27 protein-coding genes are annotated in these 22,573 nt (G+C 64.2%); 12 read left to right on the top strand and 15 right to left on the bottom strand.

Annotation, left to right across the window (positions count from 1 at the left end):
* Positions 1–5: 5 nt before the first annotated feature.
* Positions 6–512 carry an EVE domain-containing protein gene (locus AC1D1J_RS17005; RefSeq protein ID WP_477695344.1) on the top strand — a complete coding sequence of 169 codons (507 nt, stop codon included), beginning with the start codon at positions 6–8 and terminating at the stop codon, positions 510–512.
* An 8-nt stretch (positions 513–520) separates the two neighbouring features.
* Here the strand turns inward: AC1D1J_RS17005 and AC1D1J_RS17010 are convergent, their stop codons facing one another.
* The 4 genes from AC1D1J_RS17010 to AC1D1J_RS17025 form a co-directional block, all read right to left on the bottom strand.
* A complete protein-coding gene (locus AC1D1J_RS17010; RefSeq protein ID WP_477687727.1) occupies positions 521–1,054 on the bottom strand; it encodes an N-acetyltransferase family protein in 534 nt (177 codons plus the stop codon).
* A gap of 5 nt (positions 1,055–1,059) precedes the next feature.
* Complete coding sequence (locus tag AC1D1J_RS17015; RefSeq protein ID WP_477687728.1) at positions 1,060–1,644, bottom strand: helix-turn-helix domain-containing protein; 585 nt, start codon at positions 1,642–1,644, stop codon at positions 1,060–1,062.
* Positions 1,645–1,724: 80 nt separating this feature from the next.
* Positions 1,725–2,417 (bottom strand): penicillin-insensitive murein endopeptidase, encoded by a 693-nt coding sequence (locus AC1D1J_RS17020; protein WP_477687729.1) that lies wholly within the window; start codon positions 2,415–2,417, stop codon positions 1,725–1,727.
* Positions 2,418–2,427: 10 nt separating this feature from the next.
* On the bottom strand, positions 2,428–2,904 hold the full coding sequence (locus tag AC1D1J_RS17025; protein ID WP_477687730.1) for a hypothetical protein: 477 nt from the start codon (positions 2,902–2,904) through the stop codon (positions 2,428–2,430).
* Between the two features lie 55 nt (positions 2,905–2,959).
* Between AC1D1J_RS17025 and AC1D1J_RS17030 the strand changes: the two genes are divergently transcribed.
* Positions 2,960–3,652 (top strand): helix-turn-helix transcriptional regulator, encoded by a 693-nt coding sequence (locus AC1D1J_RS17030; RefSeq protein WP_477687731.1) that lies wholly within the window; start codon positions 2,960–2,962, stop codon positions 3,650–3,652.
* 17 nt (positions 3,653–3,669) lie between these two features.
* Here AC1D1J_RS17030 and AC1D1J_RS17035 read toward each other — a convergent pair whose 3' ends face one another.
* Genes AC1D1J_RS17035 through lplT form a run of 3 tightly spaced genes read right to left on the bottom strand, consistent with a single transcriptional unit; the run spans position 3,670 to position 6,412 of the window.
* Positions 3,670–4,164 (bottom strand): glutathione peroxidase, encoded by a 495-nt coding sequence (locus AC1D1J_RS17035; RefSeq protein WP_477687732.1) that lies wholly within the window; start codon positions 4,162–4,164, stop codon positions 3,670–3,672.
* Positions 4,165–4,211: 47 nt separating this feature from the next.
* Positions 4,212–5,132 (bottom strand): DMT family transporter, encoded by a 921-nt coding sequence (locus AC1D1J_RS17040; RefSeq protein WP_477687733.1) that lies wholly within the window; start codon positions 5,130–5,132, stop codon positions 4,212–4,214.
* Positions 5,132–6,412, bottom strand: coding sequence for a lysophospholipid transporter LplT (gene lplT / locus AC1D1J_RS17045; protein WP_477687734.1), 1,281 nt, complete (start codon positions 6,410–6,412; stop codon positions 5,132–5,134). Before lplT ends, AC1D1J_RS17040 begins: the two co-directional genes overlap by 1 nt.
* A 189-nt stretch (positions 6,413–6,601) precedes the next feature.
* Here lplT and alr point away from each other — a divergent pair, with 189 nt between their 5' ends.
* From alr to AC1D1J_RS17065, 4 genes are all read left to right on the top strand, one after another.
* A complete protein-coding gene (gene alr / locus AC1D1J_RS17050; RefSeq protein ID WP_477695345.1) occupies positions 6,602–7,696 on the top strand; it encodes an alanine racemase in 1,095 nt (364 codons plus the stop codon).
* A gap of 38 nt (positions 7,697–7,734) precedes the next feature.
* Positions 7,735–8,196 (top strand): RDD family protein, encoded by a 462-nt coding sequence (locus tag AC1D1J_RS17055; protein WP_477695346.1) that lies wholly within the window; start codon positions 7,735–7,737, stop codon positions 8,194–8,196.
* 54 nt (positions 8,197–8,250) lie between these two features.
* Positions 8,251–8,712, top strand: coding sequence for an N-acetyltransferase family protein (locus AC1D1J_RS17060; protein ID WP_477695370.1), 462 nt, complete (start codon positions 8,251–8,253; stop codon positions 8,710–8,712).
* Positions 8,713–8,892: 180 nt separating this feature from the next.
* A complete protein-coding gene (locus AC1D1J_RS17065) occupies positions 8,893–9,306 on the top strand; it encodes a hypothetical protein (RefSeq protein WP_477695347.1) in 414 nt (137 codons plus the stop codon).
* A 15-nt stretch (positions 9,307–9,321) separates the two neighbouring features.
* Here the strand turns inward: AC1D1J_RS17065 and AC1D1J_RS17070 are convergent, their stop codons facing one another.
* The 4 genes from AC1D1J_RS17070 to AC1D1J_RS17085 all read right to left on the bottom strand — a co-directional run bounded on the left by AC1D1J_RS17070 (position 9,322) and on the right by AC1D1J_RS17085 (position 12,814).
* Positions 9,322–10,215, bottom strand: coding sequence for an NAD(P)-dependent oxidoreductase (locus AC1D1J_RS17070; protein ID WP_477695348.1), 894 nt, complete (start codon positions 10,213–10,215; stop codon positions 9,322–9,324).
* Between the two features lie 45 nt (positions 10,216–10,260).
* Complete coding sequence (locus AC1D1J_RS17075) at positions 10,261–11,235, bottom strand: 2-dehydropantoate 2-reductase (RefSeq protein ID WP_477695349.1); 975 nt, start codon at positions 11,233–11,235, stop codon at positions 10,261–10,263.
* Positions 11,236–11,331: 96 nt separating this feature from the next.
* Positions 11,332–12,318, bottom strand: a complete 987-nt coding sequence (locus AC1D1J_RS17080; protein WP_477687740.1) for a Bug family tripartite tricarboxylate transporter substrate binding protein — start codon at positions 12,316–12,318, stop codon at positions 11,332–11,334.
* 88 nt (positions 12,319–12,406) lie between these two features.
* A complete protein-coding gene (locus AC1D1J_RS17085) occupies positions 12,407–12,814 on the bottom strand; it encodes a 5-carboxymethyl-2-hydroxymuconate isomerase (protein ID WP_477687741.1) in 408 nt (135 codons plus the stop codon).
* Positions 12,815–12,894: 80 nt separating this feature from the next.
* Here AC1D1J_RS17085 and radA point away from each other — a divergent pair, with 80 nt between their 5' ends.
* The 6 genes from radA to waaF all read left to right on the top strand — a co-directional run bounded on the left by radA (position 12,895) and on the right by waaF (position 18,107).
* On the top strand, positions 12,895–14,274 hold the full coding sequence (radA, locus tag AC1D1J_RS17090; RefSeq protein ID WP_477687742.1) for a DNA repair protein RadA: 1,380 nt from the start codon (positions 12,895–12,897) through the stop codon (positions 14,272–14,274).
* Positions 14,275–14,294: 20 nt separating this feature from the next.
* Positions 14,295–15,083 carry a metallophosphoesterase family protein gene (locus tag AC1D1J_RS17095; protein WP_477695350.1) on the top strand — a complete coding sequence of 263 codons (789 nt, stop codon included), beginning with the start codon at positions 14,295–14,297 and terminating at the stop codon, positions 15,081–15,083.
* Positions 15,084–15,254: 171 nt separating this feature from the next.
* Entirely contained in the window at positions 15,255–15,689 is a 435-nt protein-coding gene (locus tag AC1D1J_RS17100; RefSeq protein WP_477695351.1) for a glycerate kinase, read from the top strand.
* Positions 15,690–15,796: 107 nt separating this feature from the next.
* Positions 15,797–16,735, top strand: coding sequence for a branched-chain amino acid transaminase (locus tag AC1D1J_RS17105; RefSeq protein WP_477695352.1), 939 nt, complete (start codon positions 15,797–15,799; stop codon positions 16,733–16,735).
* A gap of 22 nt (positions 16,736–16,757) precedes the next feature.
* Complete coding sequence (locus tag AC1D1J_RS17110; RefSeq protein ID WP_477695353.1) at positions 16,758–16,988, top strand: zinc-finger domain-containing protein; 231 nt, start codon at positions 16,758–16,760, stop codon at positions 16,986–16,988.
* 99 nt (positions 16,989–17,087) lie between these two features.
* On the top strand, positions 17,088–18,107 hold the full coding sequence (waaF, locus tag AC1D1J_RS17115; RefSeq protein ID WP_477695354.1) for a lipopolysaccharide heptosyltransferase II: 1,020 nt from the start codon (positions 17,088–17,090) through the stop codon (positions 18,105–18,107).
* Positions 18,108–18,113: 6 nt separating this feature from the next.
* On the opposite strand, the gene AC1D1J_RS17120 is transcribed toward waaF, so the two are convergent.
* The 4 genes from AC1D1J_RS17120 to AC1D1J_RS17135 all read right to left on the bottom strand — a co-directional run bounded on the left by AC1D1J_RS17120 (position 18,114) and on the right by AC1D1J_RS17135 (position 22,546).
* Positions 18,114–18,737 carry a carboxymuconolactone decarboxylase family protein gene (locus tag AC1D1J_RS17120; RefSeq protein ID WP_477695355.1) on the bottom strand — a complete coding sequence of 208 codons (624 nt, stop codon included), beginning with the start codon at positions 18,735–18,737 and terminating at the stop codon, positions 18,114–18,116.
* A gap of 309 nt (positions 18,738–19,046) precedes the next feature.
* Positions 19,047–20,276: an ATP-binding protein gene (locus AC1D1J_RS17125; protein WP_477695356.1), complete on the bottom strand. Its 1,230-nt coding sequence runs from the start codon at positions 20,274–20,276 to the stop codon at positions 19,047–19,049.
* A gap of 6 nt (positions 20,277–20,282) precedes the next feature.
* Positions 20,283–20,999: a response regulator gene (locus tag AC1D1J_RS17130; RefSeq protein ID WP_457281718.1), complete on the bottom strand. Its 717-nt coding sequence runs from the start codon at positions 20,997–20,999 to the stop codon at positions 20,283–20,285.
* 191 nt (positions 21,000–21,190) lie between these two features.
* The gene (locus tag AC1D1J_RS17135; protein WP_477695371.1) at positions 21,191–22,546 is read right to left on the bottom strand and encodes an AmpG family muropeptide MFS transporter; all 1,356 of its coding nucleotides are present in this window, start codon (positions 22,544–22,546) and stop codon (positions 21,191–21,193) included.
* Positions 22,547–22,573: the final 27 nt, after the last annotated feature.

Below are 22,573 nucleotides of genomic sequence, written 5' to 3' on the forward strand. Positions count from 1 at the left end.
CCGCCATGGGCCGCAAGAACTGGATAGCCGTGGCGAGCGCCGAGCATGCGCGGCGCGGGTGCGGAACGCCGGGGGCTGGCTACATGCAGGTGTGCCATGGCAAATGTGGGCCGCTGAAAAAGGTGCTGGCGGGGGACCGCGTGGCTTATTACTCGCCCGCGCTGACCATGAGCGGCAAAGACAAATTCCAGCGCTTTGTTTCCATCGGCGTGGTGCAGGCCGGCGAGCCGTATGCCTTCGACATGGGCGGCGGCTTCGTGCCCTTCCGCCGCGACGTGACCTATGCGGCCGCGCGGGAGGTGTCCATATTGCCCTGGCTGGACGAGTTCGAGTTTGTGGAAAGCCGCCAGCACTGGGGCTACAAGTTTCGCTTCGGCCTGTTCGAGGTCAGCGACCACGACATGCGGCTGGTCGCGCGGGCCATGCGCGCGGACCTCGCGGCGCTGGACTTTGAGGCGGCTGGTGCAGCAGCTGCGCCTCTGCGCCCCATGGCACTGTTCCCGGACCTGTAGTTACCTAGTTACCAGATCAGCTCGCGATAGAACACCGTCGTGCCAACCAGGCCGCCGCGCGGCAACAGCGCGTAGCCGGGAATCACGCCCACGCGCTGCCAGCCCAGGCGTTGGTACAGGCGCTCGCCGCTATCGCCGGTCACGGTGTCCAGCACCAGCAAGGTCTTGCCACAGTCGCGCGCCATGCTTTCGGCGGTGCGCATCAAGGCCTCGCCCAGACCCTGGCGCCGGCAGCGGCGGTGCACCAGCATCTTGGCCAGGTCGGCGCGGTGCGGCTGGTTCTCGGGCTGTGCCAGGACCAGCTGCACCGTGCCGCAAATGCCTTGCGCATCCTCGGCGACCAGCAGCGCGCGCTCGCCCGCGGCAACGCCTTGCGCCACATCGCGCCAGAAGCCCGCGGCACGTTCGCGCGACAGCGGGTGCATAAAACTCACCGAGGCGTCGCTTTCAACGCAGTCGATCAGCACATCGACCAGTCCTGCAATCTGTTCGTCAGTGACGGCGGGAAGGCGCCGCAGCGACCAGGGTGTGGTGTTCATCATGGTGTTCAAGCCGCTTCGGTGGCGATCACCACCGCATAGCGCGCGGGCTTTCGCGTGGGATTGTGGAACATGGTGGGCCGGTCCAGCTGCATGGCCAGGCAGTCGCCCTCGCGCAGCGCGTGGCGCTCGTCGCCTATGGTGATGTCGATGGCACCTTCGAGCATCCACACCTGCTGGTGCACACGCGCATCGCGCACGCCAGTTTCAAACGCCACGCGCCCGCCCGGCGGGAAATGCACTTCGACGATCTGCATGGGCTGCGGCACGCCGGGCGGCGAGATGTTGCGCCGCAGGTAGCCCGAAGCCGGGTCCTGCCACTGCAGTTGCTCAGCGTGGCGCGCCACCGGGCTGGCGGGCGCCTGGGCGGCGGGCGCATCGAACAGCGAGGCCAGCATCACGCCCAGACCGGTGGCCAGCCGCTCCAGCACCACGGCGGTGGGGCTGCTTTCGCCGCGCTCTATCAGCGAAATCATGGAGCGGCTCACACCGCTTTTGGCGGCCAGCGCGTCAAGCGACAGGCTTTTGGCGGCGCGCAGCTCGCGCACGCGCTCGGCGATGCGCTGGTTCAGGCCGGAAGGGGCTTCTGTCATGGTGGAATTTATTTTCCATCATATTGGAAGTTGTGTCCAGTGCCTATGACGCTTGCCGCTCTGCGCCAGCCGCCGTTTTGCTAGCCTGCGCCGGATTTGCACGGAATGGCGAAGTCCACGTGGTAATGCTCGTCGTGGCGAACCCAGGGCTTGCCTTTCATGAAGTTCAGGTTCTGCTTCAGGTAGGGGCCGCGCGGCGTGGCGAACAGCCGGGGCAAAAACGGTGCGTCAAAGATGACCAAGGCAATGCCGACGCCACGCGCCTTCGCGGCCATGTGCAACTGGTACAGGTGCTCGGCGGTCGCGGGGAAGTCGATGACGTACTCGCCGTACCGGGCGTCGGCATTGAACTCAAGGTCATAGCCGAAGCGGTTGCCGATGCTGCTTGGTAGCGGCACGGACTTTCCCTGCGCGTCGCGGACTGGCACAAAGAAGTCCACGGACAGGCCGTTCTGATGCGTACGGTGCGGCCGGAAACGCCCGCCGGAAGGCCAGCCCGTTTCGCCATAGACATAGGTGGTCGATGGGCTGGTGGCGTGGAGCGCCGCGTAGGACGCGGTGATGACGTCCGCGACCTTGGCATGCACATGCGTGCGGCCTGCCGTGGCGGCCATCGCGCTGTACGCCGAGAAGTTGGGGCCGCTGGTCGGTAGCTTGACGCTGCCTTCGATGCGGCCCTTGCTGACCGTGCCGAAGCATTGGCTGTCGGCGGCAAGGGCTTGGACGGACATGGTCGCCAGCATTGCGGCGATCAGGCAAGCGAGCTTATGCATGGAAGATCGGTTACCAGGCCCCGCGACCATACGAAACAGCAAGCACTCCAAGAGTAAGTGAGCCGGCCACAAGGCCTCCCAGCGCCAGCCACTCAGCGGTGTTGAAATCCTTGAACGGAGGATCGAATGGGTTCAGGGCCTGCCACCACTTCTTCCCGAGCCGCCTGCGGTTCAGATAGAGCAGCAAATTTCCGCCGCCGACCCAGAGCACCGCTATTAGCGAGAGCAGGATCAGTTGACCGGGTGGCATGCTTGCCAGGACATCCTCAGCCGTCGGGATCGTGGATGGCGGTGCTGAGGCTTCCGGTATGAGCCCGGAAGCCTTGGCCAGGAGTAAGGTCAACAGCATAGGCGCCACAAAGAGCGCCATGTTCTTCCAATAGACCGACTGCGTCTGGGCTCGCACCATGCGGAACCATGCGATGGGCGCGATCATCAGGGTTGCCACGATTGCGACGCAAGCGAGAATTTGAAGAAGCAGTTGCATGGTGATCACGGGTTGCACTATAGCCGGGTGGGCGCTCCCCTATCATCTGCAAACCATGCGCCGCGCCGACCGCCTCTTCCACCTCGTCCAGCTGATTCGCGGCCGCCGCCTGAGCACCGCGGAATTCCTCGCCAAGCGGCTCGAGGTTTCCGAGCGCACGATTTACCGTGACGTGGCGGACCTGCAGCACCAGGGTGTGCCGATCGAGGGCGAGGCCGGCGTGGGTTATCGGCTGGGCGCTGGTTTTGATTTACCGCCACTGATGTTCACGCAAAAGGAAGCCAATGCGCTGGCCGCGTCGGTGCGCCTGGCGCAGGCCTGGCTGGACCCGGCCATGGCGGGTGATGCGGAGGCCGCCTGGAGCAAGATTTTTTCGGTGCTGCCGCCCGCGGCGCGCACGGCGGCCGAAGGTGTGCCGCTGTATGCGGTGGTGATCAATCCCGATGAGGCCACGCAGCGCCGCCTGCAGCTTTTGCGTGAGGCGATTCATGCGCACTGCAAGGTGGGCCTGCGCTACCTCGATGCGGCCGGGCGTGAAAGCCGGCGTGTGCTCTGGCCGCTGGGCTGTTTTTACTGGGGCAGCGTGTGGACGCTGGGCGCCTGGTGCGAAGCGCGGCAGGACTTCCGCAACTTTCGCGTGGACCGCATGGCCGCGATCGACGTGCTGGACGAGCGCATTGGCCATGAGGCCGGCCGTACGCTGGCGGATTATTTGCGCGCTGTCAAAGCCGGCCCCAAACCCCCTTGATGTGGGGCGCTGGCGGCTCAGGCCGCTAGCGCAGCCTCGATGTCCTTGGCCAGGTCTGCCGGCTTGTCGCTGGGCGCATAACGCCGTATGACTTTCCCGTCCTTGCCGACCAGGAACTTGGTGAAGTTCCATTTGATGGACCTGATGCCCAGCAGGCCGGGCGCCTCGGCCGACAGCCACTGATAAAGCGGGTGGGCGGCGGGGCCGTTGACGTCGATCTTGGACATCATGGGGAAACTCACGCCGTAGTTGACCTGGCAGAACTCGGCGATCTGGTCGTCGCTACCGGGGTCTTGCGAGAGAAACTGGTTGCTGGGAAAACCCAGGACCGCCAGGCCTTTGCCAGCATACTGTTTATACAGCTCTTCCAGTCCCGCGAACTGCGGGGTAAAACCGCATTTGCTGGCCGTGTTGACGATGAGCATGACTTTGCCTTTGAAGGCGCCCAGTGCAACATCCTTGCCCGTGATGTCTTTGGCCTGGAAGTCGTAAACCGTTTTTTCTGCGCCCATGGTGTGTCTCCTTGTGAATCGCTATCGGAAAGCGTGAGGATTGTTCCTTAGTGCGATTTTGCGCCATTCGAAGACGACGGTGCTGTCGCCGCCAGTACAGCAGCCAGCACGATCAGGCTGCCACCCAGCAGCACGCGAGGAGTCAGTTCGGCAGCGCCCATCGCAGCCGACGAGAGGCTCGCAAAGAGGATCTCGGTCAACATCACGATGGCGGTGGTGCCTGCCGCCAGCCGCGCCGCGCCGTACTGCAGGCCGGCGTTGCTGGCCATGAAGGCCAGCGCCAGCCCCAACACCACCGGGACGCCGGCCAGCGCCAGCGCCGGTGCGGGCACCAGGGCCTGCGACATACCCATCAGCGCCGCTGCTGCCGCCATCAGGCCGCTGCCGCCAAACATGGCCAGCATGCGTGACTCGCTGGGGGTGTGGTTGTATTTGCGCAGTACGGCGTTGGTCACCGCAAAACTGAAGCCGCCCATGATGGCCAGCCAGTCGGCGCCGCCTTGGGGGATGGGCCAGGGCGAGTCGGGCGACTTGAGCACGATCAACACGCCCGTCATGGCCAGCAAGAGGCGCAGCAGCGAGGCGGCCGAGGGCTTTTCACCCAGCATGACCCAGGCCACCAGCACCGACCAGGCCGGCATCAGGTAAAACAGCAGCACCACGCGCACCACGTCGCCTACCGTCACCGCCCAGTTGAAGCCGACATTGGTGAGTCCCGAAGCCGCAGCCAGGAACCACAGCTGGGGGTGCGCTACAAAACCACGCCAGGCGGTGGGGCGCAGCACCAGCAGACCGGTCACCACGACCGCGTAAACCAGCGCCGTGGTCCACAGGGGGTGCAGGCCATGACCCTGCAGTTGGCGCAGCGGCCACCAGGACACACCCCAGACAAGGGCGTTGAGGACCAGTGCGAGAACGGCTTTGGACGTGCCGCCTGGCACGGCGGCACGGTTTGCAGTGGCCGGCATCAGTGCGATTTATCGCTGCGGGCGATGCTCAGCAGGTGGTCCACCTGCTCTTTGTATTTGACGGTGTTGCGCTTGTGCCAGCGCTGGATCACCCACATGAAGCCTGCCACTACGACACCAAAGGCTGTGATGGCGCCAAAGGCCGACAGGCCCATGCCGGTGGAGAGGCTGTAGAAAGCCCCCAGGCTCAAAATGCAGGCCTGTTCGTTGAAGTTCTGCACGGCGATCGAGCGGCCCGCGCCCATCAGGTTGTGGCCGCGGTGCTGCAGCAGCGCGTTCATGGGCACTACCAGGAAGCCGCCCAGGCCACCCAGCAGGATCAGGAAAGGCGCGGCCACCCAAACATTGCCGATGAAGTTCATCAGGATGACCAGAAGGCCCATGGCAATGCCCAGCGGCATCACGCTGGTGGCCTGGTCCAGCCGCATGCGCATGGAGGCCAGCACGGCACCGACGGCGGTGCCGATGGCGACCACACCGACCAGGGAGGAGGCCTGCGTCGTGCTGTAACCCAGGGCGGCCGCGCTCCAGGCCAGCACGATATAGCGCAAATTACCCGATACGCCCCAAAACAGGGTGGTGGTTGCCAGGGAAATCTGGCCCAGCTTGTCGCGCCACAACGCCGAGTTGCAGTTCCAGAAATCGGGCAGCAGCTCGAGCTTGTTGCGCGGCATGGGCCGCATCTCCACGCCGGTGTCGGGAATGCGTGTATTGAACCAGGCCGCGATGATGTAAAGCAGGATCAGCACGGCAATTGCGGCTTCGGGGGCGGTGTCGATGCCGGTCGTGAAAACGGGAAAGTCAAACGAAAGCAATAGCGACGACACTGAATGGCCCACCAGCTGGCCGCCCAGCAAAACGCCGAGGATGATGGACGAAATCGTCAAGCCTTCGATCCAGCCGTTGGCTTTGACCAACTGCGAAGCCGGCAGGAGTTCGGTGAGGATGCCGTATTTGGCGGGGGAGTAAGCCGCCGCCCCGAGCCCGACAATGGCATAGGCCAGCAGCGGGTGGGAGCCAAACAGCATCATCAGGCAGCCGATCACCTTGATGGCGTTGCTGACGAACATGACATTGCCCTTGGGGCGCGCATCGGCAAAAGCCCCCACAAAAGGCGCTAACACCACGTAAAAGAGCGCAAACATGGGCACCAGCGCCGCCGGCTGCCATTTGGGCGCGCCGCTGGTTTTCAGCAGCTCCACGGCGGCCACAAACAGCGCGTTATCAGCCAGCGAGCTGAAAAACTGGGCCGCCATGATGGTGTAGAAACCGCGCTTCATTAAACTGTTGTGGTCACTGCATCAATGCATCAGCGGATCTGATGCGGCAAGATATGGGTGAATGTCTCCAGACGATTCCGGTTTATAGCATGGGGGGCGGTGTCAGAATGCAAAAGACCTCATCCAGAGGCCTTTCGTCCCGACGGGCCCGCCAGCCTGCCACGCTCCCGGAAAACAACTTACTGCGCCATGCCACGTCCCATTCTTGCCACCATTCATACCGCAGCGCTTGCCCACAATCTCGCGCGCGCCCGCGCTGCCGCGCCCGATGCGCGGGTCTGGGCCATCGTCAAGGCCAATGCCTATGGTCACGGCATCGAACGTGTTTTTGATGCGCTGCGCAGTGCCGACGGATTTGCGCTGCTGGACCTGGCTGAAGCGCAGCGCCTGCGCGCGCTGGACTGGCGCGGCCCCATCTTGCTGCTGGAAGGCTGCTTTGAGGCGCGGGATCTCGAGTTGTGCTCCCGCCTGGGCCTGTGGCATGCCATTCACTGCAACGAGCAGATCGACATGCTGGCTGCCCACAAGACGCAGCTGCCGCACCGTGTCTTCCTCAAGATGAATTCGGGCATGAACCGGCTGGGCTTTGCACCCGAACGCTACCGTGCGGCGTGGACGCGCCTGAATGCATTGCCCCAGGTCGAAGAGATCACGCTGATGACGCATTTTTCCGATGCAGACGGCCCGAAAGGTATCGCCGCGGCACTGAAGGCCTTCGACGCCGTCACGCACGACCTGCCGGGTGAGCGCACTCTCAGCAACAGCGCCGCCACCTTGCGGCACGGCGATGTGCTGGCCGGGCGCTCCGACTGGGTGCGGCCCGGTATCCTGATTTACGGCAGCGCGCCCGACTTCCCCGAGCACAGTGCTGCCGACTGGGATTTGCAGCCCACCATGACGCTGTCATCGAAAGTCATCGGCATCCAGGAACTCAAAGCCGGCGAGACCGTGGGTTACGGCTCCTGTTTCACGGCCGACGGCCCGCTGCGCATCGGCGTGGTGGCCTGCGGTTACGCAGACGGCTACCCGCGCCACTGCAGCACAGGCACGCCGGTGCTGGTGAACGGTGTGCGCACGCGCATGGTGGGGCGCGTCAGCATGGACATGATCACGGTGGACCTGACTCCCGTGCCCGGCGCGGGCATCGGCACCGAGGTAACGCTGTGGGGGCACGCCTCCAGTGGTGCGGTGCTGCCGATCGACGAAGTGGCGCACGCCGGCGGCACCGTCGGTTATGAGCTCATGTGTGCGGTGGCACAGCGTGTGCCGGCGGTGGTGGACTGAATCCATGTGACTGCCAACTTGTTCAGGAAAAAAGAACCATGGAAACATCAGAACTTGAATATGCCGGCTTCTGGATACGCCTCTGGGCATCGCTGATTGATACCGTGTTGTTCTGCGTGCTGATCTTCCCTCTGCTGACGGTCATCTACGGCACCGCTTACTGGAACAGTACAAAGCTGGTTCAGGGGCCGGCGGATTTCCTGATCTCATGGGTTGTCCCGGCTGTGGTGGTCGTGGGCTTCTGGATCGTGCGGCAGGCGACACCCGGGAAAATGGCGATTGCTGCACGCATCGTGGACGCCAGGACCGGCCTCAAGGCCACGGCAGGCCAGCTCGCCATCCGCTACATCGGTTATGTGCTGTCCACCATTCCCTTTTGCCTGGGCTTTTTCTGGGTGGCTTTCGACGCCCGCAAACAGGGCTGGCACGACAAGCTTGCCGGCACGGTTGTCGTGCGCAACAAGGCCGGCACTACCCAGCCTGTCGCGTTCAACGGCTGATACTCTCTCTTCTGCATCAACCCCGCCTGCTATCGTCAAAAGGTGCCCATGCCAATGGCTTCATCCATCACCGTGCGTTCCATAGCGCTGCAGGATTTCGAGGCCTGGTTGCCCCTTTGGCTGGGCTACAACCGCTTTTACGGCCGCTCCGGCCCCACGGCGCTGGCGGGCGAGGTCACCGCCATGACCTGGTCGCGCTTTTTTGATGTCTATGAACCGGTGCACGCGCTGGTCGCCGAATCGGGCGGCGAGCTTGTGGGCCTCACGCATTACCTGTTTCACCGCAGCACGACGCGTATCGTTCCCGTCTGCTACCTGCAGGATTTGTTCACGACCGAATCAGTGCGCGGCCGCGGTGTCGGCAAAGCCTTGATCGAGGCCGTCTATAAACAGGCCAGGGCCGCGGGCTGCGACCGGGTGTACTGGCAGACCCACGAAACCAATGCCACGGCCATGCGGCTGTACGACCAGGTGGCGGAGAAATCCGGTTTTGTGGTCTATGCCAAGGCGCTGTAGCCCGGCGGTTTTCGCGCCTTCGCGCCCGCCCACATGCTGTGTAGGTTTTGGCGGACGCCCGTCGTTGCCGTGACCGGCTAATTTTTAAGCAGGGCCGTTTGAAACCCACGCGCCGCCCGCTGTAATGCCATGCCGGTGAAGCCTTGCAGCCGTTCGGGATGCCGGCGTCAAGGAGTGTTCATGAGCCAGTCCGAGACCAAAAAAGAGCAGAACCTGCAGTCCATGCTCGAAACTTTTGCCAAAGCCTTTACCCACAGCGACGGCAAGACGGCCGCGACTTGCTGGGAAGTCCCCGCGCTGATCGTCGCGGACCAGGGCACCAAGGCCGTCGCCACGCTGCGGGAAGTGGAAGACTTCTACGGCGGCGCCGCCAAACAGTACAACGACATGGGCATCACCGACACGCGGCCCGAGGTCCAGTCCGTCACCTGGCTGACGGACAAGCTGGCGTCGGTGCATGTGCGCTGGCCCTACCTCGACGCCAAGGGCCAGGCGAGGCCGGAGTCGGAGGCCTCGACCTATGTCATTCGCGTCGGCGACGACGGCCGGCCGAGGATTAACGTCGTGGTGATGATGGGCTTCAAGAAGGCTTGAAGCCGCCGATCGGGTTTATTGCGGCGCGATCTTCGCCCCGGTGAGCTTTTCCTGTGCCTTCACCAGCGCCGGCACAAACTCTTTGCCGTGGCCCAGCGCGCTGGCCGTCACCAGGCTCTGGTGCACGGCTTCGCCGACCAGGGACGGCACTTTGACCATCTCGGCCAGGTGGGTGTAGTAGCGCAGGTCCTTGCGCGCGTTGTCGAGTTCGAACTTCAGGCCGGTGAAGTCGCCGCCCAGGGTCTTGGCCATGGCCTGGAACAAGCCCGAATTGACCGCGCCGGCCGACACCACGTCGACCAGCTTTTGCGGGCTTATGCCGGCCAGCGCGCCCACGGCGAAGGCTTCGGCCGTGGCCGTGCAGATGGCCTGGCCGATGAAGTTGTTGAGCAGCTTGACGACGTGGCCGGCGCTGGGGCCGCCGACATGGAAGATGTTTTCGCAATAGGCGGCCAGTACCGGGCGGATCTTGTCGAACACGGCCTGCTCTGCGCCCACCATGGTGTTGAGCTTGCCGAGCTCGGCCTCCACCGGCGTGCGCGCCAGCGGTGCGTCGACCAGCGTCGCACCGCGCTCGGCGCAGAGGGCGGCCAGGCGGCGTGTGGATTCGGGTTCGCTGGTGGAGGTGTCGATCACGATCAACCCGGCGCGCGCCTTTGACAGTACGCCATTGGCCCCGAGCAGGGTCTCCTCGACCTGCGGCGATCCCGTCACGCAAATGATCACCGCGTCGCACGCGCCCAATTCGGCGGGGTTGGCGGCCTGCTTCGCGCCGGCGGCCAGCAGGTCAGCCACGCGCTCCGTGTTGCGGTGTACGGTGAGACTCACGTCAAAGCCTTTGGCCTGCAGGTTGCGCGCAATGCCGTGTCCCATGAGGCCCGATGCGCCGATAACGCCGATGTGTTTCATGTTGTCTCCTGAAGAGTGGTTGAGAAAAATCCGGAAATCTATGGGTCAATAAAGACCCTTGACGCGCGCCTGCAACCGGGCCAGCCCGAGCAAAGCGTCGGTATAGGGTGTGGGCACCGCCGTCAGTTGCCCCAGCTCACGCACGGCCGTCACCAGCGCGTCCAGCTCGACCGGCTTGCCGGCTTCCACGTCCTGCAGCATGGATGTCTTGAAGGCGCCCAGCTTGCGCGTGATGACGTGGCGCTCTTCAGGGGTCTGGTTGATCGGGATGCCAATGCGCGCGCCGATTTCCTTGGCTTCGAGCATCACGCTATGGGTGAAGCCGGTCACCAGCTCATCGTCGAGGACGCGGTCCATGGTTGCACCGGTCAGCGCGCTGATCGGGTTGGCGGTCATGTTGCCCCAGAGCTTGAACCAGATGTCTTTCTGGATCTGCTCGGACACCGGCGCTTCAAAGCCGGCTTTCTCCAGCAAGGCCGCAAGCTGCTGCACCCGTGCGGTTTTTTCGCCGGAAGGCTCGCCGATGATGAGCTTGTTGCCGAAGTGATGGTGCACCTGGCCGGGCTCGTCGAGCGAACAGCTGGCATGCACCACGCAGCCGACGATGTGCTTTGCCGGAATGGCCTGCGCCAATTCGCCGCCGGGGTCCACTGAGGTCAACCGCGTGCCTTCAAGCGTCCCGCCGAAGCCCTGCAAGAACCACCAGGGCACGCCATTCATGGCGGTCAGGACCATCGTTTCAGGGCCAATCAGCGGCGCGATCCGGCGCACCACTTCGGGCAGCGAAGGCGCCTTGACGGCCAGCACCACCAGGTCCTGCACGCCGAGGTCGGCCGGCGCGGCGCTGGAGGCCACGGCTTGTGACGTGATCTTGCCGCCCTGGTTCAGCCGCAGCCCGTGCAGTTGCAGGGCATCGAGCGTGGCTCCGCGCGCCACCACGCTGACGTTGCAGCCGGCGTGCGCCAGTCCGTGGCCTATCCAGCCGCCAATGGCGCCAGCGCCGTAAATACAAACTTTCATCTGCCAATCGTTCTGTTCGAGGGAAATTGAGCTGTAGCCCAATGGAGATGGGCGCAAGCAGCTCCTGATTTAATAGCGCTTGGCAATGCCCCTGGGCTAGCCTTCGGGGGTAAAACCCACCGCTTTGACCAGCGGGCCCCACAACTCGGTGTCGGCCTTGAGCATGGCGGCCAGTTGTGCGGGCGAGGTCGGCGCCGCTTCCAGGTACGACACCGCCAGGCCGTCGATCACGTCCTGTGAGGCCAGCGCGGAGCGGATGCCGGCGTTCAGGCGCTGCACCACATCCTGCGGCGCTTTGGCGGGCAGGAAGAAGCCGAACCATTCGGTGAACGCCATGTCCTTGAAGCCTTGCTCCAGCAGCGTCGGCGTGTTGGGGGTAAAGCGACTACGCTTGGGGCCGCTGGTCGACAGCAGACGGCACTTGCCCGACGCGACATGCTGGGTGAACTCGCCGGTAGGGCCCGACACGGCGGCAATCTGGCCGCCCACCATGTCCAGCACGGCGGGCTGGGTGCCGCGAAAAGCCACGTGGCGCAAGTCCACGTTGCCGGCCCGGCCCAGCAGCGCGCCGATGAAGTGCGGCGACGAGCCGGCGGCCGGCGAGCCGAAGTTGGCCTGGCCCGGGTTGGCCTTGCACCAGGCAAGAAAGTCCGGCACATTTTTGACGCTGGCCGGCACCATGGGGCCGACGGCGAAGCCGTAGTCGAAGATCGCGCCGGCAGATACCGGGGTCAGGTCGGCGACCGGGTCGTACGGCAGTTTCTTGTAGGTGTGCGGGTAGATGCCCAGCATGGACATGGGCGTCAGCAGCAGCGTGGTGCCGTCGGGCGCGGCGGATTTGACGAACTGCACGGCGATTTGCCCGCCCGCGCCGGTCTTGTTCTCCACCACGGCGTTTTTGGCATAACCGGGATGCAGCTTGTCGGCGACGCGGCGCGACACGATGTCGGCGGTGCCGCCGGGCGCGAAGCCGACGATGACTTTGGTGCTTTCAAGGGCCTGGGCCCAGGCGCGCTGGCCGATGCCTGTGAGCAGTGCTGCAGCGCTGGATGACTGGATGAGCTGGCGGCGTGAAATGTTCATGGGGTGTCCTCGTGAAATCGGTGGGGCTGCTGCGGCGCCATGGCGGGCAAAAAAGCCATTGTTGAGCAAGATGCGATTTTGTGCAGGATCAGGCGGCATCCAGATGCGCGGCGAGGTTGTTGCGCTTGCCTTCATAGACGGGCGTGCCCTCTTCGATCTGCAGTGTCATGCCCACGGCGTGCTGCGCGAACACCGCATCCAGATGTGCGCTGGCGCTGGCCAGCACGGCGTCGCCGGCCCGCTTTTTCATGGCTTCGCTGCGGCCGGGGGTGATCAGGAGGTTCAGGTAGATAAAGGCGCGGTCGGGCCGTCCGTCCGCCACCGCAAAGTGCGGCGCCGGCCAGGCCATGACCCGCGTTCCGGCCACCGGGAAAAGCGGCACCACCCCGTCTTCCCCGCGCAGGGCCACCAGTGTGGCGGCCAGCGTGTGGCACAAGGCGTTCATGTCGGTGAGGCTATCCAGGTTGGCGGTGTATTGAATGTTCAGGTGAGGCATGGCGGTGGTTGCGCAAGGCGAGTGAAACCCGCATCATGACCAAAACGCAAAGGCTGGTTATTTATACAGTAATATCGCGCATGGCCAAAGACAAAACGATTTACACCTGCACCGAATGCGGCGGCGCCAGCCCCAAATGGCTGGGCAAATGCCCGCATTGCAACGCCTGGAACACGCTGATCGAATCGGCCGCCGAAAGCAATGCGCCGGCGAAGAACCGCTACAGCAGCCAGTTCCAGTCGCTGGCCAAGGCCTCTGACGTCACCGCCCTGGCCGACATCGAAGCCACCGACATGGAGCGCACGCCCACCGGGCACGAAGAGCTGGACCGCGTGCTGGGCGGTGGCATCGTGGAAGGCGGCGTGGTGCTCATTGGCGGTGACCCTGGCATCGGCAAGTCCACCTTGCTGTTGCAGGCGCTGGATTCGCTACAGCGCGCGGGGCTCAACACTCTGTACGTCACCGGTGAAGAAAGCGGGGCGCAGGTGGCGCTGCGCTCGCGCCGGCTCGGGCTGGACGGCTCGCAAGTCAAGGTGCTGGCTGAAATCCAGCTTGAAAAAATCCTCGCCACGCTGGAGGCCACGCAGCCGGCCATTGCCGTGATCGATTCCATCCAGACGGTGTATTCCGACCAGCTCACGTCGGCGCCCGGCTCGGTCGCGCAGGTGCGTGAATGCGCGGCGCACCTGACGCGCGCCGCCAAGTCCAGCGGCGTGTGTATTGTGCTGGTGGGTCATGTGACGAAAGAAGGCGCGCTCGCCGGCCCGCGTGTGCTCGAGCACATGGTGGACACCGTGCTGTACTTTGAAGGCGACACGCATTCAAGCTTTCGCTTGGTGCGCGCCATCAAGAACCGTTTCGGCGCTGTCAATGAGATCGGCGTCTTTGCCATGACGGAAAAGGGCCTCAAGGGCGTGGCCAATCCGAGCGCGATCTTTTTGAGCCAGCACAGCGAGCCCGTGCCCGGCAGCTGCGTGCTGGTCACGCTGGAGGGCACGCGCCCCATGCTGGTTGAAATCCAGGCGCTGGTCGACAACGGCGGGCCCAGCCCCCGGCGCCTTTCGGTGGGCCTGGACCGCGACCGCCTGGCCATGTTGCTGGCGGTGCTGCACCGCCACGCTGGCGTGGCCTGTATGGACCAGGACGTGTTCGTCAACGCCGTGGGCGGTGTCCGCATCAGCGAGCCGGCGGCCGACCTGGCCGTGATGCTGGCGATTACCTCGTCCTTGCGCGGCAAGCCGCTGCCCAAGGGTTTCATCGCCTTTGGCGAGGTCGGGCTGGCCGGAGAAGTGCGCCCGGCCCCGCGCGGCCAGGAGCGCCTGAAGGAAGCGGCCAAGCTGGGTTTTAGCGTAGCCGTGGTGCCCAAGGCCAACGCGCCCAAGAAACCGATTGAAGGCCTCACCATCCACGCTGTCGAGCGCGTGGAAGAGGCCATGGAAGTGGTGCGCAGCCTGAGCTGAGGCATTGCACAATCAGGGCCATGAAACTCGCCGTCATCTCCGACATTCACGGCAACCTGCTGGCGCTTGAGGCCGTGCTGGCGGACATTGCCGGGCAAAGCGTTGACCAGACCGTGAACCTGGGCGACATCCTGAGCGGCCCGCTGCAGCCCGCGGAAACCGCCGACCTGCTGATGGCCCGCAACTTCACCACCATCCGCGGCAACCATGAGCGGCAGGTGCTGGAATTGCTGGACCAGGGCCAGCATCTCGACCCACTCGGCACCGACGGCTATACCGCGGGCCAGCTGACGTCGGCGCAGGTGGCGTGGATCAGGTCGCTGCCCGCGAGCCTGGAGCTGGCGGGCGGTGACGTGCTGCTGTGCCACGGAACGCCCGGCAGCGATTTGATCTACTGGATGGAAACCACGGTGCCCGGCTTCCCTGACGCGCATCCGACGGGTATCCGGCCTGCCACGGCCGAAGAAGTTTTCCTGCGGCTTGGCGACGACAGCCCCCAGGCGCATTCGCTGGTCCTTTGCGGCCACACCCATGTGCCGCGCATGGTCCAGTGCGGCAACCTGCTTGTCGTCAATCCCGGCAGCGTCGGCCTGCAGGCTTATGACGATGACCATCCTCACCCGCATGTAGTGGAAAACGGCGCGCCGCACGCGCGTTACGCGGTCGTCGAAAAAACCGCCCAGGGCTGGCGGGTGGACCTGCGCGCCGTGCCCTACGACCACATGGCGGCATCCAAGGCGGCATTCGGCCGAGGCCGTCCTGACTGGGCGTATGCGCTGGCGACCGGTTGGGCAAGGCGCGGCGGCTGACTGGCTGCTATTAAAAACATAGCTGCCTGCGCCCGTTCCTGCTGGGCTGCAGGCCTTTTTCCTTCAAAAAAAGGTGCCAAAAGCGGCTGACAGCCGTCTCGTGGCGGCTTTTTCATGCGGCTACGCACTCCCCGCAGCGCCGGCGCCCCCGGTGGCTGCGAAAATACGGCCATGAACTTCCAGAAAATCATTGTTCCCGTGGCCGGCATCGCCGGTGTCTTGCTGGCGTACCGCTTTTACGGCTGGGCCGGTGTAGCCGCCGCTGCCAGCGCCCTCGTGATGTGGGTACTGCTGCATTTCACCCGCATGATGCAGGTCTTGAAGCGTGCAGCCAACCGGCCCATCGGTTATGTCGACAGTGCGGTCATGCTCAACGCCAAGCTGCGGCCCGGCATGACATTGCTGCATGTGGTGGCGATGACGCGGGCGCTGGGCCTGCTGCAGTCGGCCAAGGACGAACAGCCCGAAATCTTCCGCTGGACGGACGGTTCCGAGTCGCATGTCACCTGCACCTTTGTGGGCGGCAAACTGTCGCACCATGAACTCTTCCGACCGGCGCCCGCAGATTCGCCCGAGGCCGGGGGCGCAGCGCCGCCCGCGCCGTAAAATCAGACTTTCGGGTTTTGCCCGGCCTTGCACCGCATTCCGGATTGCTGCCGGCAGGCGCCGATACAGCACAACCATTCCACGACATTCACCACAGGATCAGCACCATGTCCCCAGTTATTCCTTCCATGGCAGACCGCGACGGCAAAATCTGGATGGACGGCCAGATGGTCGACTGGCGCGACGCCAAGATCCACGTGCTGAGCCACACCCTGCATTACGGCTGCGGCGCGTTTGAAGGCGTGCGGGCCTACAACGCCCAGGGCGGCACGGCGATCTTCCGGCTGCAAGAGCACACCGAGCGCCTCTTCAACAGCGCCAAGATCCTGCGCATGAAGATTCCCTTTACCCAGGACGAAGTCAACGAAGCCACGAAAGCCGTCGTGCGCGAGAACAAGCTGGAGTCCTGCTACATCCGTCCGCTGACCTGGATCGGCTCCCAAAAACTCGGCGTCAGCCCCAAGGGCAACCAGATCCACCTGATGGTCGCAGCCTGGCCCTGGGGCGCCTACCTGGGCGAGGAGGGCATGAAGCGCGGCATCCGCGTGAAGACCTCCAGCTACACGCGCCACCACGTCAACATCACCATGACGCAGGCCAAGGCGGTGAGCAATTACACCAACTCCATCCTCGCCAACATGGAAGCGCTGGACGACGGCTACGACGAAGCGCTGCTGCTCGATGCCTCAGGCTTTGTCAGCGAAGGCGCGGGCGAAAACATTTTTGTGATCAAGGGCGGCGTGGTCTACACGCCCGACCTGTCTGCCGGCGCCCTCAACGGCATCACACGCAACACCATCCTGCACATCTGCAAGGACCTGGGCCTGGAACTCGTGCAAAAGCGCATCACGCGCGACGAGGTGTACATCTCCGACGAAGCCTTCTTCACCGGCACGGCCGCTGAAGTCACGCCGATCCGCGAACTCGACCGCATTGAAATCGGCGCCGGCTCGCGCGGCCCCATCACCGAGAAAATCCAGAGCGCGTTCTTTGACATCGTCAACGGCCGCAATCCCAAGTACGCCCACTGGTTGGCCAAAGTCTGAAGCGCTTACTGAAAGTCCCACGATGAGCACCCCCACAACGACCCATGCCTCCTCCTCTGTCGAACTACTGGCTTCCGACCTGAACGCGCAAGGCGGTGTCTATTGCCCCAGCCCCAAAGCCGACATGAAAATCTGGAACAGCCACCCCAAGGTCTACCTGGACGTGGCACGCACCGGCCAGGCCAAGTGCCCGTATTGCGGCACGGTTTACGCGCTGAAAGCCGGCGAACACTTCGGCGCTGGTGGACATTAATCCCCCCCGAAGCGGCCTGCGGCCGCCTCCCCCTCAAGGGGGCGCCGCTGGCGGCCCGGCAAAGCCGGTTCCGCGGCGGCCTTGGCCTAGACACCGTTGATGTCCGCATCGCTCGTCATTGCACCTCAGTGGATTGGTGACGCCGTCATGACGGAGCCGCTGCTGCGCCGGCTGCACGCGCGCGGTGAACGCCTCACGGTAGGTGCTTTGCCCTGGGTAGCGCCGGTGTACCGCGCCATGCCGCAGGTGGCCGATGTCATTGAATTTCCTTTTGCCCACGGCGGTTTGCAGTTCCGCGAACGGCGTGCGATTGCCAAACGCATCGAAGGCCGTTTCGACAAAGCTTATGTCCTGCCCAATTCGCTGAAAAGCGCGCTGCTGCCTTTTCTGGCGAGCATCCCGGAGCGCATCGGCTACTTTGGCGAAGCGCGAGTGGGCCTGTTGACACACCGGCTCAAAAACCCCAAGAACAAGCCCCCCATGGTGGCGTTTTATTCAGCGTTGAGCGGTGGGGCGGACCTCGACAAAGACCGGCCGCAACTGCAGATGGCACCCGCTGAAATTGAGCAGGTGCTGGCTGAACTGGGCCTGCAACGTGGCGGCTATTACGTGTTTGCGCCCGGTGCCGAATACGGCCCTGCCAAGCGCTGGCCCGCCCGTCACTTTTCAGAACTCGCTGCGCGGCTGGCTTTGCCGGTGGTGTTGCTGGGCTCCGGCAAGGAAGCGGCGCTCTGCGAAGAAATCGCCGCACCCGTGAACGCGGCGCAGCCCGGCAAGTGCCTGAACTTCGCGGGCAAGACCTCGCTGGTACAGGCCCTGTGCCTGATCGCCGCAAGCCAGAGCACGGTCAGCAATGACTCGGGACTGATGCACGTGGCTGCGGCCTTCGGTGTGTCGCAAGTGGCGATCTTCGGCTCATCCAGTCCGCTGCACACGCCGCCATTAAGCGACAAGGCCACTGTGTTGTGGCTCAAAGCCGATGCAGCCTACCAGCCCCCGCTCGATTGCGCGCCCTGCTTCGAGCGCGAATGCCCGCTGGGCCATACGCGCTGCCTGAACGATGTGGGCGCCGAGCGGGTGCTGGCGGCGCTGCCACCGGTTCCCCGGGCGGAAAGTTAGGCCGGGTCAGGCGGGGAAGGCCGCCAGCGGCGAAAAACCTGGTTTGCCCTGGGTCGGCGTATGCGCCACATTCATCACCCAGCACACCATCACAAAATAGCCGGCGAGGCTGACCAGCTCGACCACACCCTGTTCGCCGAATGTTGCCACCGCCGCGGCATAGGTGGCGTCGCAGCAGCCATGCTGGCGCAGCACTTCGAACGTGAGGTCCAGCGCGACGGCCTCATCGGCGGCCGGTTCGCGCGGCTGCCTGCCGTCGGCGATTGCGTCCACAGTGGCCTGGCTCACGCCCGCGGCCACCGCCAGCGGGGCATGCATCAGCCACTCAAACTGGTTGGCGGTATGGCGGGCCGCCACGCAGGTGACGAGTTCGCGGATGCGTGCGTCCAGCGCGCTTTCAAAGCGCAGGTAAGCCCCCACGTCGCCGATGCGGCCCATGAGCTGCGGGCTGCGCAGCAGGGGAATGAAAGGGCCAAACACGGCCTTGCGCGGGCCGGCGATCAGTGCGTCCGCAGCGGCCTGCTGCGCGGGTGACATGGCCTCCCGCGGCATCAGCGGCATCCGGTCTTCGGCAAGCGGGAAGAAGCCCTGGGGGACGGCGGGAGCTGGAGGTGTGGTGGCAAGGCTCATGGGGTTCCTTTGGGTGGCTGAATCCATGAGCGTATCAAAGGGCGCCCCGCCATGTCTTCAGGCAAAAAAAAGCCACCTCGCGGTGGCTTTTGCAAACTTCTTCCGTGAGGAAGATGTCGTTGGGAATCATTGAAATGTTTCACCGACGTTTGGTTTTTAGTCCCTTTTAGTTCCCCTTTTCCCCTATCCATTGTTGTGACAGCAACGGGAAGAAATGTCGGGGATTAGGCGCAGTCTGACCATTCTCCAAATAGAGGAGACCGCACATTTTGTCTTTTTTGGGGTCGGTTCTCGTGACTTATTTCACGTTTATGAGTGGGCGACCGGCAATTCAACAACAAAAGTCGCGCCACCGCCGGGCCGGGCTTCGCAGCGAACGCTGCCGCCATGTCGCTGGCTGATCGATTTCACCAAGGCCAGGCCGAGCCCCACGCCGCCTTCGCGTTCACTGGCGCCGGGCAGTCGGTAAAAAGGTTCAAAAATGCGCTCACGCTGCTCGGCGGGTACGCCCGGACCGCGGTCATGCACCTTGATCACGGCCCGTTGTTTTGTGCCGGCCCGGGCCTGTGCCAGCTCCAGGCTGATCTCGCCGTTGCTGTAGCGCCGCGCGTTTTCCAGCAGGTTGCGGATCAGCCGGCGCAAGAGGCGTGGAGAGCCCTGTACCGTCAGGCTGTGGCTATCGGCGTCAATGCCCAGGCCGGCGCCAGGGCCGCTGGAGTCCTGGCCCAGCTCGGCGCTCAACTCCGCATTGACGCGCGAACATTCTTCCGCTGCCAGGCCGGTGAGGTCCAGGGATTCAAAAGGCTCCGCGTCGGCCTGCTTGGCGTCGAGGCGGCTGGCCAGCAGGATCTCGTCGATCAGCTGGTCGAGTTCGGAGATGCTGCGGGAAATTTCCTTGCGCTGCGGTGATGCGGCGTCGGTGCCCATGAGCTCCAGCCCCATGCGGATACGGGCCAGTGGGGAGCGCAATTCATGTGACGCGTTGGCCAGCAGCGATTTGTGCGACTCCATCAGGGTTTCGATGCGCTCGGCCGCGTGGTTGAAGCGCCTGGCCAGAAAAGCCACCTCGTCCTTGCCGTCTGCATTGACGCGGGCCGACAAATCACCGGCACCCCAACGCTCCACGCCGCGCTGCAGGGCTTCCAGCCGCAGCGTCAGCCTTCGCATCACGGGATAGGCCCCCAGCGCCACGGCCAGGCCGACCACGACCAGCATCCAGCCAAAACCAAACGGGGGTCGGTTCCACGGGCTGTTGCCGGGTGGGCGCTTGGGCCGCGGCAACACGAGGTTCAGCGTCTGGCCGTCTTTGGTCAGCACGTCAAATTCGAGGCCGTCACCGGGCTTGCGGTCGGGCTTGGTCTGCGCCGTGCCTATGACTTCGCCCTTGTCGTTGTGCACCAGCACTTCACGTATCGGCAGCTGCGGCGGGTCAGCGCTCAGGCGCCACGCCGCGCCCACCAGAAAAGTGAGGACCAGGACTGTGGCGACAACAGCCAGCCAGATTCGCACATACAGGTGCGAGGTAAAACGTCCCCACATAAGAATCTAGTCCTGCTGTTTGGCAAAAACGTAGCCGACGCCCCGCACTGTCAGGATGCGCTTGGGGTCTTTTGCGTCGGCCTCGATGGCGCTGCGGATGCGGCCCATGTGCACGTCGATGGAGCGGTCAAAGGCCTCGAGTTCGCGGCCGCGTACGGCTTCCATGATCTGGTCGCGGCTCAGCACGCGGCCGGCACGTTCGGCCAGGGCCACCAGCAGGTCGAACTGGTAAGACGTCAGCTCGCAGGGGTTACCGGACACCGATACGGTGCGTGCATCGCGGTCGATTTCCAGCGAACCGAAGCGCATGACCTTGTGGCCGCCGCTGGAGGCTGCCGCACCCGTTTCGCCGCCGCGGCGCAGCACGGCCCGGATGCGTGCCAGCAGCTCGCGCGGCTCGAAAGGTTTGGGCAGGTAGTCGTCAGCGCCGATCTCCAGGCCGACGATGCGGTCCATCGGGTCGCCCTTGGCCGTCAGCATCAGCACGGCGGTGTTGGCGTTTTCGCTGCCCTGGCCCTTGATGCGCCGGCACACTTCCAGTCCATCCATGTCGGGCAGCATCAGGTCCAGAATGACCAGGTCGGGCGTTGCGGCTTCCAGTGCTGCCAGGCCTGCCGCACCGTCGGCCGCGTGGGTAAAACCGTAGCCCGACTGGCGCAGGTATTCGCCCACCATATTGGCCAGGCGGGTATCGTCTTCAATCATCAAAAGCTGTTGGGTCATGGCTGGTCCTCGTGTGCAGGTGTTCCCCGTGGGGTGGAATCACAATGAAATTCATGGTGCGCCGCGCGCAACAATCCCGCTTGAAGCCACCGTAAAGTTACGGTAAACCGGCGCAGCGAACCTCCAGCATACTCTCTGTGCGGTGCGCTACAGATGCGTTTTTTTGCTATTAAATTAATAGCTGCTTGCGCTCATTCCTTCTGGGCTTGCGGTGCTTTTAGCCTTGAAGCGAAACCCACCAAAAGTAGCACCGGCAGGCCCAGCAGGGCCGTTGCGGTGAAGAAGTTGCTGTAACCGAAAGAGTCCACATACTTGCCCGAATAGCCGGCCAGAAACTTCGGCAGCAACAGCATCATGGAGCTGAAAAGGGCGTATTGGGTGGCCGAATAATTGATGTTGGTGAGGCTCGACAGGTAGGCGATGAAAGCGGCTGAAGCAATGCCGCTGGAGAGGTTGTCGGCCGAGATCACGAAGATCAGTGCATTGACGTCGTGGCCCCGCGTGCCCAGCCAGGCAAACAGCAGGTTGCTGGCGGCACTCAGCACGGCGCCCAGCATCAGCACGCGCATGACGCCGAAGCGCATGGCCAGCGCGCCGCCGACGAAGGCGCCGACCAGCGTCATGATGACGCCATAGATCTTGGTCACTGCAGCGACCTCGTCCTTGGTGTAGCCCATGTCGACATAAAACGGGTTGGCCATGATGCCCATGACAACGTCGCTGATGCGGTAGACCGCGATCAGCGCCAGGATCAGCAGCGCCTGCTTGCCGTAGCGGCGCAGGAAATCGGCGAACGGGTCGACCAGCGCGATTTTAAGCCACTCTGCAGCGTTGCGCGATGGCGCCAGCGGGCGCGGCGCTGGTTCAGGCGACAGCAGCACCGTCGCCATGCCCAGCAGCATGGACGCCGCCATGGCCAGGTAGGCCACTTGCCATGCGCCGTGCTGGTAAGTGACGGCGTCGCCTGCGACTTCGGCACGCGCTGCAATCCACAGCGCCCCGGCGCCGGCCCAGATCATCGCGATGCGATAACCCGTCTGGTAGGCGGCAGCCAGCGCGGCCTGGCGCTGGGTGTCGGCCGATTCGATGCGGTAGGCGTCCAGCGCGATGTCTTGTGTGGCCGACCCGAATGCCACGGCCAGCGCACACCACACGACGGGTTGCAGTGCCAGCTTGGGGTCCGTCAGTGCCATGCCGACAAGCGCTGTCACGATGACCAGCTGCGACAGCAGCAGCCAGCTGCGCCGGCGCCCAAGCAGACGCGTGAGCAGCGGAATGGGCATGCGGTCCACCAGCGGCGCCCACACCCACTTGAAGCCGTAAGCCAGCCCGACCCAGCTCAGGTAGCCGATGGTGGTGCGGTCTATGCCGGCTTCGCGCAGCCAGAAGCTCAGCGTGCCAAACACCAGCAGCAAGGGCAGGCCGGCGGAAAAGCCCAGGAACAGCATGCGCAGCGTGGCGGCCTCGGCATATACGCGCCAGACATCGCGCCAGGCGGGTTTGGGTGCGGCTTTCACAGTGGGGGCTGTGGCTGCTGTGCCGTGCATGGCGGCAGAGGCGGGTGATGGCAGTTC

It is taken from the genome of Polaromonas sp. P1_F8 (genome assembly GCF_056405635.1).